Source organism: Thalassobacillus sp. C254, from assembly GCF_001310615.1.
Genome location: NZ_BAXQ01000042.1, coordinates 1 through 12715, shown reverse-complemented (window position 1 = coordinate 12715; position 12715 = coordinate 1). Strand labels below are relative to the sequence as shown.

The following is a 12715-nucleotide window of genomic DNA, read 5'->3' as shown; positions in this document are numbered from 1 at the left end:
TTCACTATTGACTATTCATAATCGCTTGCTTCCTGGGCAGAGTAAGTGTGAGGTTCTTCAATCATATCCAAGTGTACCTTCAAACGGTCTCTGGCTTCCTGAAGAGAATCCTCAGATACCTGGTAGTAGTACACGCCGTTTTGCGTTAAATCACTTCCAGATAAGTTCACCGTTTCAATGGAATCTAACGACTGAGCATAAGGGTGCAGGCTTAAAATATTTCCCAGGGAAAGATTTGTTGACATGTTGTTTCCAATTTCATCAAGAACATCGTCATATCTCGCGACCGATGAAATCGATCCTGCTCTGCGGATCACAGCTTCCATCACTTCCTGCTGACGCTCTCCGCGTCCAAGATCTCCACGAGGATCCTGCTTTCTCATTCGTACGTAGCCAAGGGCTTCTTCGCCGTCAAGATGCTGGCGTCCTTCTTCAAAGTACACCATATTGGCGCTTCCTTCTGTACCATGAGTTTCAAAATCAAACGGCACGTCAACTTCAACACCGCCCAGGCGTCAATGATATCGACAAAGCCGTGAAAGTTCATTTTTGTATAAAAGTCTACTGGAATATCCAGCATATTTTCAACCGTATCAATCGTAAGATCGACACCGCCAAAGGCATGAGCATGATTGATCTTATCTCTGTTTTGACGCCCTGGAATGTCGACCAGTGAATCCCTCGGGATACTGAGAAGCTTAATGGAGCTGTCTTCTCGATTAAATGTCGCCAGGATCAAAGCATCTGCTCGTGAATTCTCGTTTGGATCATCGGTATCAACCCCTAGAAACAGGACCGAGAAATGATCCTTTGAAATATCAACAGCTTCATCACGTTTATCTGATTTCTCACCACGGGCAAGATCTTCCTGCATATCTGATGCGGTGGTTACCACTTTATATCCTAAATAAGTTCCAAATAAGGTCAACGGAAGAACAATGACAAGCAGAGGAATGAAAATCCACCGTTTTATTTTCCTCTTCTTCCGAGCCTCTTGCCTTCGTTGTTCCATACGTCCCATAGGCTTAAACGCTCCTTTAAGATTCCTTCGTCCAACGTCCATTTCTTAGGGTACACACTTCACCCTCCGTATATTATAAGAGAATATTATCTATATATCTATAAAAATTTTATCAAATTGTGTAGAAAGGTAGGCCCAGACTATGAATCTGGCGTTGTCAGACAGAAGGAAATCATAGTAAAATAACAGCTTACAACTAACGACAGGTGATTCGGAATGAAGGGAAATAGGAAATGGTGGGTGACAGCGACAGCCTGGTGCCTACTCATAGCAACGGCGACACGTCATACGGGGTTTACAGGTGAATCAACAGGACAATTGCTTGAGAATCCTTTGATTAATCCAGATATACTTAATTATATCATAAGAAAGCTTGTGCATCTTGCTGCCTTTGGGTTGCTTGCTGTCTTCTTTTGGCTGGCGCTTAGAGGGAAAAGATATCAATATATTCTAGCCTGGGGCTGGCCACAGCCTACGGCGCGATAGATGAACGGCACCAGACCTTTGTGCAGGAAGAGACGGAGTATTTTCCGATGTTTTGATTAATTCAGCGGGAGCCTTGATTGCGTTAAGCATTGTTTATGTAACCAAAGCAAGAATAGAGAGAAAGTAGAAAACCCCTGGAGCTGTTTCCAAGGGGTTTTTCTATTATCCAAGCCTCCTCCGCCGGGCGATCCTTGAATTTTCCGGGTAAAATGAACTCTTTTCTTTGGGGGCAGACAATAGCCACGCAGCCCCTTTATAAAGGAAGAAAGCAGCGTAAACTGCCGTTAAATTGATGACCATATCCATGATTAAGCCATTTCTGTCAAAGAAGGGCTGTAGAACCTCCAATATAATAGAAAAAAAGAGGGCAATCGCAAGCGCCAACCTTTGAGATCTAAAAGAGGAGAGCAGGAGCAGGGTTAAGATGAAGAAAGCCACAAAGTGCCCAAGCTTGGAAATGATAAATAAACGGTCTGATAAATCCAGAGCGAAAACCGAAAATTCTGCCCTCCAGTTAATATCACGATCAATGTGAAAGGAAAAGCCTTCTCCATGAATGATGAGATCACTTATACTGTTTGTTAAATTGAAAGCGATGAGTAAGAGAATCCAAGAAAGGCATAAAGTGTACATAAGAATCCTAGTTCCTGTCTTCATTTCTTGTTTCCTCCAACCTTTATTGTTTGTTCCATAAATTGGGTATGACAGTTTGTTTCCCCATTGTACATTATAACGCACGTTGTTCCAATACTTGTCACTACGTATAAAAATGGCTGTCGAAAGAGCTTCGACAGCCATTTTTTTAGTCTACTTTCAAATGATTTTTCAGTTCTCCTGATATTCGTTGCCGCTCATCTTCAGGAACCTCTAAATAATAAACACCATTAATTCTTGTTCCATTGCCGCTAATCTCAAACTCTTCAAGGTCATGACGCGCCTGGCGGTAATTTGATTGAAGGTCTCTCATTTCATCAAATGTCAGGTTCGTTCTTACGTTGTTTCCTAAGGCATCTAAAATAGAGCCGGCCTTAGTGACTGAAGAGATCTGTGCCCCTTCATGAATGACAGCATCCACAAGCTGACGCTGGCGTGTGTTCCGTCCAAAGTCACCGTCAGGGTCATTTTTTCTCATACGGACATAAGCAAGGGCTTCATCACCATCCAGGTTGATCTCCCTTCGGAAAAATCATACCCTGATTGCTCAAAGGCAAAGGCGTTATCCACGGTTACCCCATCAACCGCATCAACAATATCTTTAAAACCATCCATATTTATGGAAACATAGTAATCTATCGGTATATCTAAAAAGTTTTCCACAGTATCCATGGCCATCTCCGGTCCGCCAAAAGCAAAAGCATGGTTGATCTTATCCTCGTTGCCACGGCCAACCATTTCTGTTCGGGTGTCCCTTGGGATGCTTACCATTTTCATTGACTCGTCTTCGGGATTCACTGTGAGGACAATCATTGTATCAGAGCGTCCTCTGGTCGATTCCTCCGCATCGATTCCAAGGATAAGAAAAGACAAAGGTTCTTGAGTAGAAAAATCAACATCTCGTAAATTATCACTTTCGCGAATCAATGGTTCGTGCATGCTGTCGGCAGTATTAGAAATAGAGAGGTATAAATAAAGAGCATATCCGCCGATAGCAAGAATGACAGCTCCTGCTAAACTGAATAAAACGATTAGTAATTTCTTCATAGATTGCGTTCCTGCTTTCTGAAGGTAATAGTTCATTCCTTTACAATTATAGGAAGGGGGTTGAGATTATACAAGAAAAATTTACAATAATAGTGAAAGGTGTGATACAATTCTTATATTGTTTTTAGGGACTGTAACATTATGTAAAATAATATATGAAATAGCATCAGGAGGAAGGTATGGAAGAAACAATCAGCTTGAAAGAGATACTTGAGACGTTAAAGAAAAGAATCGTCATGATTATTGCAATTACCTTGGCGGCAGTAGGAATCAGTGCTGCGATTAGCTTCTTTGTACTAACGCCAATCTATGAAACATCCACGCAAATTCTCGTAAATCAATCTCCAACTGAGCAGCAAACATATTCTACTAGTGATATCGATACAAACCGTGAACTGATCAATACATACAATGTAATAATTAAAAGTCCTACGATTTTAGAAAGTGTCAGGGAAGAGCTTGGTTTAGAACGTTCTTATAACTCATTAAACAATCAAATCAACGTAGCAGCTGAAGGTGACTCACAGGTCGTATCGATTTCGGTCCAAGATCCAGATCCAGTAATGGCAGTAAACATCGCCAACATGACAGCGAATGTTTTTGAAAGGGATATCGTAAACATTATGAGTGTTGATAACGTAAGTATTCTATCAACAGCTGAATTAACAGAAGAAATGTCACCGGTCTCACCACAGCCTATGCTGAATATGGCGATTGCCTTTGTCCTCGGCTTAATGGGAGCCGTTGGCCTTGCGTTTCTATTAGAATTCCTTGATAACACGATTAAAACAGAACAGGATATCGAAAGAGGTCTGGAGCTTCCGATCCTAGGAGTTATTCCGGAATTGGATGCCAATGATCAGAAAGCAGCCAAACCATACCGAGAAGAACCAGGGAGTGAAAAGGTTAATGCTCAAAAAATTTCGTAATAAAAATGAACAAGGGAACAAAACAAGAACGTTAATAGCAAAGGAACAGCCACGGTCACCGATAACAGAGCAGTTTCGTACCATCCGCACAAACATCCAGTTTGCTGCAGTAGACGAAGAAGTCTCTACAATTATGACAACGTCAGCAGGACCTGGGGACGGGAAGTCAACAGTCAACGCAAATTTGGCTGTCGTAATGGCTCAGCAAGGAAAAGGGGCTCTTCTAATTGACGCTGATATGAGAAAACCGACGGTTCATTACACCTTCCGTCTTCCTAACCATGTTGGCTTAAGCAATGTGGTGACAAAACAAATGAGTCTGCATGAAGCGGTGCGACCAACAGATGTAGAAGGATTGGATGTATTAACATGTGGACCTATCCCTCCTAACCCTTCTGAACTATTAGGGTCAAGAATGATGAAAGAACTTCTAGAGGAAGCGAAAAAGAACTACGAATACATCGTTATCGATACTCCGCCACTGCTTGCTGTAACGGATGCCCAAGTGCTGGCTAGCATATGCGACGGCGTGGTTCTTGTCGTAAGCAGCGGAATAACCGTAAAGGATGAAGCAGAGAAAGCGAAAGAATTAATAGAGAATACGAATGCAAGATTATTAGGTGCTGTATTAAATAGAAAAGAAAAGACTTCGAGTAATTACATGTACTATTATGGAAGTTAATCATTTAGAAGAAAAATTAACATAAAACTTCCAATCAATTACAAGGTGGTATATAATGTATTTTGTTAGTTTCATAGTAATAGGACTTTTGTACAAAATGAGGAGGGTGTCACTTGATTGATATTCATTGTCATATCCTTCCGGATACCGACGACGGAGCAGCGCACTTTGAAGAAAGCAAGGCTATGGCTCTAAAGGCACTAGAGGAAGGTATTACGACTATTATCGCTACGCCCCATCATAATAATGGTACTTACGCAAATCCTAAATCAAACATTATACAAAAAACCAGAGACCTAAATGAAGCCTTCAAAGCAGAAAACATACCTCTTACGGTGTTACCAGGACAAGAAACCAGAATTCACGGAGACTTGCCGAAAGGACTAGAACGAGGAGAGAGCATGACACTTGCTGACGGAGGGCTTTATTTATTTGTAGAGCTGCCTAGTGACCATGTGCCCAGGTATACGTCAAAGATGTTATACGATATTCAGCAGCAGGGCTGATTCCGATTGTTGTTCATCCTGAAAGAAATAAGGAATTGATTGAACAGCCTGAAATGTTATATGAATTGGTGAAAAACGGGGCAACCACCCAAGTGACTGCATCAAGCATTACGGGCGATTTTGGGAAAAAGGTTAAGAGTTTCAGTATGCAATTAATAGAACATGAACTTACTCATTTTATCGCTTCTGATGCCCATGGAACAAAGAAGCGGCCTTCAAGAATGAAGGCGGCGTTTGAGGAAGTAGAGCGAAAGTTTGGTTTAGATGCTTCCTTTTTCTATAGTGAAAATGCTGAATACCTGGTTAAGGGGCAATATATAGCAATGAATGAACCGCAACGCATAAAAAAGAAAAAAGTGTTTGGCTTGTTTTAGAAAGTAATATAACTTTATTTATATTACTAAGTTAGACACGATTAATACTAGTTCTCGGTCATTAATACCTTTGGACAAAAGGCATAAACCTATCGCGCCTATTCAGGCGTTTACTTTTTTTAATTGTCTAGTTACAGCCGGAAGATCTATGGGTTGCTCGAGAAACACCTTCATGGCGAAGAGGGCCAATCAGATCTATCGGCAAAATACCACTTTTCTTTATAGGTGATATCTCCTTACCTTTAATAACGGAGATACTCGGCCGTGCTGTGGGGTAACACCTTAGGCGCCTGTCGCCAAGGGTGCGGTGTGAGGTTAGGTTCAATGCCTATTTCCATAAGCTAAAAATATAAATAATGCCTGGTAGTACCAACAATTGGTGGGACCAGGCATTATTTATATTTTCGTAACAAAAAGACAAAAGGAGTGATAAGTTTGAGTTCATCTACAGTGATAAAAGATTCACCAAAGAAAGCAAGTCCCTTAACGTATAAAAAGAGAATAGCTACATTGATGACCATAGATACACTTATTGTACTAACGGCAGTATTCATAGGGGGTATTTATTATACTCGCCTGAATACATCTGGTCAGCTATTCTATTTGCAAGCTCAGCTACACTGGTTATTTCTCACCACATTCTGGCACATTTTTTTAAATTGTATAAACGTGTTTGGTCTTATGCCAGTGTGAATGAGCTTGTGGCTATTTTTCAAGCTGTTTCCTTAACGATTTTTGTTACAGGCATTATGCAATATTCTTTTTTCCAGACCCTCCATATAAGGACGTTAATTGTAACCTGGATGTTGCATATTTTACTGATTGGGGGATCACGCTTTGCCTGGAGAATCTACCGAGATGGATACTTGAAAGATAACAAGGAAAAAACTAGAACCTTAATAATTGGAGCAGGCGGAGCGGGTACGCTCGTATGCCGAAATATCCAACAGTACAAAGAGACAGAAATGCACCCGGTAGCTTTTATTGATGACGACATCAGTAAGCAAAATTTAGAGGTGTTAGGGCTTCCTGTAGCCGGTGGGGTCGATGACATTTCAAGAGTCGTGAAGGAATATGAAGTAGAGCAGATAGTCATCGCGATTCCTTCTTTAAAGAAAAAAGAGTTACAGAGAATATATGAGGAATGCCAGAAGACCAAAGTGAAAACTCAGATCCTTCCTTCTGTTGAAGGTCTTTTAACTGGAAAGGTTTCAGTAAAGCAATTTAGAGACGTTCAAGTAGAAGACTTGCTTGGAAGAGAGCCAGTTGAACTCGACACTGACAAAATTGGGAAAAAACTTACTGGTAAAACAATTTTAGTCACAGGAGCTGGGGGATCAATTGGTTCAGAAATCTGCCGGCAAGTATATAAGTTCGAGCCAGCAACCTTAATTCTCCTTGGTCATGGAGAAAATAGTATTTATAGCATTGAAATGGAGTTAAACCAATTAAGTGGTTTAACAAGTATTGTTACGGAAATTGCTGATGTGCAGGATCGAGAAAGAATGTTTGCGGTAATGGAAAAGCACAGACCAGATGTAGTTTACCATGCAGCAGCTCACAAACATGTTCCGCTTATGGAAAGAAACCCTCATGAAGCGGTCAAAAACAACGTGATAGGAACTAAAAACACAGCGGAAGCTTCCGATGCAGCAGGAGTTGCATCCTTTGTAATGGTATCAACCGACAAAGCAGTGAACCCTACAAGTGTGATGGGTGCTACAAAAAGAATTGCCGAAATGATTGTTCAGCATATGGATAAAGTTAGCCAAACAAAATTTGTTGCCGTTCGTTTTGGAAATGTTTTGGGAAGCCGCGGAAGTGTTATTCCTCATTTTAAGAAACAAATTGAAGCAGGGGGCCCTGTAACTGTTACTCATCCTGAAATGGAACGTTATTTTATGACAATACCGGAGGCTTCACGCCTTGTTCTGCAAGCAGGTTCATTAGCAGAAGGAGGCGAGGTATTCGTTCTTGATATGGGAGAGCCTGTTAAGATTGTGGACTTAGCAAGAAATTTAATTAAATTATCTGGGTTTACTGAAAAGGAGATGGAAATTATATATTCTGGAATGAGACCAGGAGAAAAGTTATTCGAAGAATTACTAGGAGAGGATGAGGTGCATGAAGAACAGATCTATCCTATGATTTATCGGGGGAAAACACCAGAGTTTAATGTTAGTGTTATATATGACTTCATTGAACAATTTGAGAGTTACTCTATCCCAGTTCTACGCGAACAGACTTTAGAGATTGCTCATTTTAGATTAGAGAAATTATTAGCACTATAGTAAGCAAAGTAATTCATAATTTGTTATGAAGTAAAATTGAGGTCACTACTACTGACAGGACATGCTGCCAGTAGTAGTATTTCTCATTGGTAGGTTAGTAGTTAGGTGGAGAGGAGGGGACATCCAATTAAGTGCTAATTTACTAAACAAATTACCATTCTATACATGTTAAGGAAGGAAGTTTTTTTATGACGGGATCTCGTATATTTCTTTCATCACCACATATGAGTGATGAGGGATATGAAATGGAATATGTAAAAGAAGCATTTGATACGAACTGGATCGCCCCTCTTGGGGAAAATGTGAATGAATTTGAAAAAGAACTTGCTGCTAAGGTTGGTTCTAAGGGTGGCGCGGCCTTATCTTCTGGTACAGCAGCGATTCATTTAGCGTTAAGAGCAGCAGGAGTAGAAGAAGGGGATACTGTTTTTTGTCCCACACTTACCTTCTCGGCTACTGCCAATCCAATTATTTATCAAAACGCGATTCCTGTATTTATAGATAGTAACTATGAGACTTGGAATATGTGTCCTAGTGCTTTAGAGGAAGCTTTTAAGAAATACCCAGAAGTAAAGGCAGTCATCGTAGTTCACTTATATGGTTTGTCTGCAGACTTAGATAGAATAGTCGAACTTTGTAATAAATATAAAGTGGCCTTAATAGAAGATGCTGCTGAGTCTTTAGGTACTTATTACAAAGGAAGGCACACTGGACCTTTGGAGACTACGGCATCTTCTCTTTTAATGGAAACAAAATCATCACCACCTCAGGTGGCGGAATGCTCGTTTCAAATAACGAGGAAAGAATTGCTAAAGCAAGATTTTGGGCAACCCAATCAAGGGATACAGCTAGGCACTATCAGCATAGTGAACTAGGGTTTAATTACCGAATGAGCAATGTAGCTGCTGGTATTGGCAGAGGACAGCTGAAAGTTTTAGATCAGAGAGTAGAAAAAAAGAAGTACATATTTGAGTTTTATAAGAGAAAGCTAGGTGAGCTAGAAGGTATTGAATTCATGCCTAGCAACCAATGGAATGAACCAAATTATTGGCTAAGCTCAATGATACTAAGCGCTAAAGTTAAACCCGTTGATATTATGGATGCTTTAGAAATAGAAAATATTGAGGCAAGACCGATTTGGAAACCAATGCACATGCAGCCATTCTTTGAGAAATTCGACTTTGTTGGATCATATATTTCGGAAAAGTTGTTTGAAAAAGGCGTATGTTTACCTTCAGATACAAAAATGACGGATGAGAACATAGAAAAGGTTGTAGAAACTATTAAGAAATTGTGGTGAAAGTGATGCACACTTTTAAAGGTGGTTTATATAAAAGGTTTTTAAAAAAGGCCGATGGATTTAGCGTTTTCATTGGTTGCTATTATGGCTCTTAGTCCAGTTTTTTTAATAGTAATTTTCTTAGTGAGAATCAAATTAGGAAGCCCGGTTTTATTTAAACAGGAACGTCCTGGTATGAATGAGAAGGTTTTTATAATGTATAAGTTCAGAACCATGACAGATGAGAAGGATAAAAATGGTGAGTTATTACCGGATAGTGTTAGGTTAACGAAGTTTGGTGAATTTTTACGTTCCACATCACTGGATGAACTTCCAGAGCTATTTAATATTCTTAAAGGTGATATGTCAATCATCGGCCCTAGGCCGCTTTTGGTTCAATATCTGACACTTTATAATTCACACCAAAAAAGGCGTCATGAAGTTAGACCGGGTTTATCGGGCTTAGCACAGGTTAGTGGAAGGAATACTATCAGTTGGGAAGATAAATTTGACCTCGACGTACAATATGTTGATAATATTACTCTCCAAGGGGACTGGAAAATAATATTTTTTAACTTTTTAAAAAGGTACTCATGCGAGAAGACATAAATGCAGAAAGTTCAGCTACAATGGAACCATTTAAAGGGAGTAAAAAATTATGAAAAGTAATCTTCTTATCATTGGTGCAAATGGTCATGGAAAAGTAGTTGCGGACATTGCTTTAAAAATGTCTAAGTGGAAAAAAGTAGCTTTTTTAGACGATAGCGAAAGTATTAAAATGTCTATGGGTTTAGAGGTGGTTGGAAACTTATTAGATGTTAATAAATTTATTGAGGACTTCGATATTATCGTCGGTATTGGTAATAACAGAATAAGAGAAAAGCTTCAAGATGATCTTGAAGAGAAAGGTGCTAGTGTGCCTACTTTAATACATCCTTCGGCTATAATTGGAGAGCAAGTAGAGCTTTCACATGGGACAGTAGTAATGGCTGGGGCGGTCATTAATTGTTGTTCAAAGATTGGAAAGGGTTGCATAATTAATACATCAGTAACCATAGATCATGATAGTGTAATTGAAGATTATGCTCATATTTCGCCAGGTGCTAATTTAGCTGGCAGTGTAAAATAGGACAAAGATCATGGATAGGTATTGGGAGTGTTGTAAGTAACAACGTAGTCATTTCCAGTATGAGCGTAATCGGTGCAGGTGCTGTTGTAATTAAAGACATATCCGAAGTAGGTACCTATATAGGAGTACCAGCAAAGAAGTTATAAATGGGAAATTTTTAACCATTTTTATGCGAGATTTTTAATTAATTTTAAAATACAAAAGGAGCATAATTCATGAAAGTATTTATTTTAGGAAGCTACGGTCCTCTTTAGTGAATTTTAGGGGAGATATGATTAAATCTATGCTACAGAACGGACATGAAGTCATTGCATGTGCTCCAAATGATGATGGCAATGTAGAGGCAAAAATTAAAGATTTAGGGGCAAAGTACGTAGCTATAAATATGAAAAGGACAGGAATGAATCCTTTAAAAGATTTGACTCTTATAGGGGATATTATAAAAATATTAAAAAGAGAAAAACCAGATGCTTTTTATCATATACTATTAAACCCAACATATATGGTACTTTAGCTGCACACTTAAGTGGTATCAAAAATATATATGATGATGACAGGGGCAGGCTCGGTAATTCGAAATACAACATTAAAAATGAAGTTAATACAAACTTTTCTAATACCGTTATATAGATCAGCTTTCAAAAAATGTAAGGGAATATTTTTTCTAAATGAAGATGATCTTACCTTGTTTAAGCAAAAAGGGATAGTTAGGAATGAAAAGGTTATTGTAATTGGGAGTTCCGGTGTCAACCTGGATGTGTTTAGGAGGAAACAATTAAAAAATCAAAACAGTTTTTTATTTATTGCAAGATTAATTAAGGATAAAGGTATCTTTGAATTTCTTGATGCAGCGAAAATAGCAAAGAAAGAACGTCCAGGTATTAAATTTAAAATTCTAGGACCTTTTGACACGAATCCAACTGCTATTACTCCTGAGCAATTAAAGAAGTGGACAGATTCAGGTACTATAGAATATTTGGGTTCAACTAATAATGTCCACCCATTTATCGAAGACTGTTTTGTTGTTGTACTCCCTTCTTATCATGAAGGGCAAGGAAGGGTCCTTATTGAGGCTATGGCTACCGGGAGAGCTGTAATTGCTACTGATGTTTCGGGATGCCGTCAAACAGTAATAAATGAGGTTAACGGATTTTTAGTCCCTCCTAAGAATTCACAGGTTTTGGCAGAGAAAATGATAGAAATGTATGATAACCCTGAACTAACAATAAAGTTTGCAGAACAAGGATATAAAAGAGCAGTTGATTTATTCGATGTTCACAAAGTAAATGATATTATTTTAGAGCAAATGGAGTTGAAATATAAATGTAGTATGGAGAAAAGTTTTTAGGAGTCGTTGCTAATGCTAATATAAGTTGTATTATTTTAATTATTAGTTTTATTGGAGCTATCTGGACTTTTGATATAAAAGTATGAGAGGGAAATACTAAGAATGAAAAAATGTAAAGTTTCGGTAATAATGGGATTATACAATTGTGAAGATCAACTTCCAGCATGTATTGAATCTTTGTTAAATCAAACGTTTAATGATTGGGAATTAATTCTGTGTGATGATGGCTCAACGGACAGCACATTTTTGGTGGCAAAGAAGTATGCAGATAAGTATAAATAATAATAACATTGAATTAAAATAAGAAAAACTTAAAACTTTCAGCGACCCTTAACCACTGTCTTAGATATGCGTCAGGTGAGTATATTGCTCGTATGGATGCAGACGATTTATGTATAAAGGATAGGCTGCTTAAGCAGGTTGAGTTCCTTGAAGGAAATAAAAGTTACGATATGGTAGGAAGTTGGGCTATTTTATATGATGAAAATAGGATTAAAGGTATAAGGAAAACGGAAGAAAACCCTGATATATACTCGATGAAATGGGGATCCCCTTTTATTCACCCTTCAATTATGATGAGGAAAGAGGCATATGATCAATTGGGGGGTATACTGTTTCTAAGAGGACAGAAAAAGGGCAAGATTCAGACCTTTGGTTTAGGTTTTATCATGCTGGCAAGAAAGCATATAATATCCAAGAGCCGTTAATCAAATACCATGAAAGTGAACAAGATTACAAGAAAAGAAGTTTAAAGTCTGCTATTGGCAGAGTGCAGAATTATTACTTAGGGTTTAAATTGTTAAATTATCCAAAGAGGTATTACCTTTTTTACTAAAACCAATTATTTCTGCTTTAATCCCCAACAAAGTCATGTATTTTTACCATAAGAGAAATGAATTTCAATAAATACTACAAGCAAATAATGAAGCACCAATTTAGTGAAGAAAACAGAAAGAAGTGGGTTTATGC

8 protein-coding genes and 8 pseudogenes are annotated in these 12715 nt (G+C 38.6%); 12 read left to right on the top strand and 4 right to left on the bottom strand.

Annotated elements, in window-relative coordinates; all coding sequences use genetic code 11:
* Positions 1-11 precede the first annotated feature (11 nt).
* A pseudogene (locus JCM19033_RS21050) lies at positions 12-874 on the bottom strand (LCP family protein).
* A gap of 363 nt (positions 875-1237) precedes the next feature.
* On the opposite strand from JCM19033_RS21050, the pseudogene JCM19033_RS21045 reads away from it, so the two are divergent.
* Positions 1238-1563 (top strand): annotated as a pseudogene (locus JCM19033_RS21045) (VanZ family protein).
* Positions 1564-1669: 106 nt separating this feature from the next.
* Here the strand turns inward: JCM19033_RS21045 and JCM19033_RS21040 are convergent.
* Both JCM19033_RS21040 and JCM19033_RS21035 read right to left on the bottom strand, forming a co-directional pair.
* Positions 1670-2164 carry a VanZ family protein gene (locus JCM19033_RS21040; RefSeq protein WP_198153615.1) on the bottom strand — a complete coding sequence of 165 codons (495 nt, stop codon included), beginning with the start codon at positions 2162-2164 and terminating at the stop codon, positions 1670-1672.
* Between the two features lie 145 nt (positions 2165-2309).
* Positions 2310-2932, bottom strand: a pseudogene (locus JCM19033_RS21035) (LCP family protein).
* Positions 2933-3387: 455 nt separating this feature from the next.
* Here JCM19033_RS21035 and JCM19033_RS21030 point away from each other — a divergent pair.
* The 3 genes and pseudogenes from JCM19033_RS21030 to JCM19033_RS21020 all read left to right on the top strand — a co-directional run bounded on the left by JCM19033_RS21030 (position 3388) and on the right by JCM19033_RS21020 (position 5699).
* The gene (locus JCM19033_RS21030) at positions 3388-4137 is read left to right on the top strand and encodes a YveK family protein (RefSeq protein ID WP_054637799.1); all 750 of its coding nucleotides are present in this window, start codon (positions 3388-3390) and stop codon (positions 4135-4137) included.
* Positions 4118-4819, top strand: coding sequence for a CpsD/CapB family tyrosine-protein kinase (locus tag JCM19033_RS21025; RefSeq protein WP_054637798.1), 702 nt, complete (start codon positions 4118-4120; stop codon positions 4817-4819). The genes JCM19033_RS21030 and JCM19033_RS21025 overlap by 20 nt, the downstream gene beginning before the upstream one ends.
* 113 nt (positions 4820-4932) lie before the next feature.
* Positions 4933-5699, top strand: a pseudogene (locus JCM19033_RS21020) (tyrosine-protein phosphatase).
* A gap of 392 nt (positions 5700-6091) precedes the next feature.
* Here JCM19033_RS21020 and JCM19033_RS24640 read toward each other — a convergent pair.
* Complete coding sequence (locus JCM19033_RS24640) at positions 6092-6253, bottom strand: hypothetical protein (protein ID WP_198153617.1); 162 nt, start codon at positions 6251-6253, stop codon at positions 6092-6094.
* Between the two features lie 147 nt (positions 6254-6400).
* On the opposite strand from JCM19033_RS24640, the gene JCM19033_RS21015 reads away from it, so the two are divergent.
* From JCM19033_RS21015 to JCM19033_RS22855, 8 genes and pseudogenes are all read left to right on the top strand, one after another.
* A complete protein-coding gene (locus JCM19033_RS21015; protein WP_306301424.1) occupies positions 6401-7990 on the top strand; it encodes a nucleoside-diphosphate sugar epimerase/dehydratase in 1590 nt (529 codons plus the stop codon).
* Positions 7991-8178: 188 nt separating this feature from the next.
* A pseudogene (locus JCM19033_RS21010) lies at positions 8179-9290 on the top strand (DegT/DnrJ/EryC1/StrS family aminotransferase).
* A 5-nt stretch (positions 9291-9295) separates the two neighbouring features.
* Positions 9296-9931 (top strand): annotated as a pseudogene (locus JCM19033_RS21005) (sugar transferase).
* Positions 9928-10544 (top strand): annotated as a pseudogene (locus JCM19033_RS21000) (acetyltransferase). Before JCM19033_RS21005 ends, JCM19033_RS21000 begins: the two co-directional pseudogenes overlap by 4 nt.
* A gap of 125 nt (positions 10545-10669) precedes the next feature.
* Positions 10670-10912 (top strand): hypothetical protein, encoded by a 243-nt coding sequence (locus tag JCM19033_RS20995; RefSeq protein ID WP_054637797.1) that lies wholly within the window; start codon positions 10670-10672, stop codon positions 10910-10912.
* A gap of 12 nt (positions 10913-10924) precedes the next feature.
* On the top strand, positions 10925-11746 hold the full coding sequence (locus JCM19033_RS20990; protein ID WP_198153614.1) for a glycosyltransferase family 4 protein: 822 nt from the start codon (positions 10925-10927) through the stop codon (positions 11744-11746).
* A 102-nt stretch (positions 11747-11848) separates the two neighbouring features.
* The gene (locus tag JCM19033_RS28570; RefSeq protein ID WP_083465636.1) at positions 11849-12028 is read left to right on the top strand and encodes a glycosyltransferase; all 180 of its coding nucleotides are present in this window, start codon (positions 11849-11851) and stop codon (positions 12026-12028) included.
* Positions 12029-12057: 29 nt separating this feature from the next.
* Positions 12058-12453 (top strand): annotated as a pseudogene (locus tag JCM19033_RS22855) (glycosyltransferase); the annotation flags it as partial.
* Positions 12454-12715 lie beyond the last annotated feature (262 nt).

Bases quoted from the DNA above. Each gene is read 5' to 3' on its own strand.
- JCM19033_RS24640 (WP_198153617.1), bottom strand. From the start codon at position 6,253: ATGAATACTGCCGTTAGTACAATAAGTGTATCTATGGTCATCAATGTA.
- JCM19033_RS21030 (WP_054637799.1), top strand. From the start codon at position 3,388: ATGGAAGAAACAATCAGCTTGAAAGAGATACTTGAGACGTTAAAGAAA.
- JCM19033_RS28570 (WP_083465636.1), top strand. From the start codon at position 11,849: ATGAAAAAATGTAAAGTTTCGGTAATAATGGGATTATACAATTGTGAA.
- JCM19033_RS20995 (WP_054637797.1), top strand. From the start codon at position 10,670: ATGATTAAATCTATGCTACAGAACGGACATGAAGTCATTGCATGTGCT.
- JCM19033_RS21040 (WP_198153615.1), bottom strand. From the start codon at position 2,164: ATGAAGACAGGAACTAGGATTCTTATGTACACTTTATGCCTTTCTTGG.
- JCM19033_RS21025 (WP_054637798.1), top strand. From the start codon at position 4,118: ATGCTCAAAAAATTTCGTAATAAAAATGAACAAGGGAACAAAACAAGA.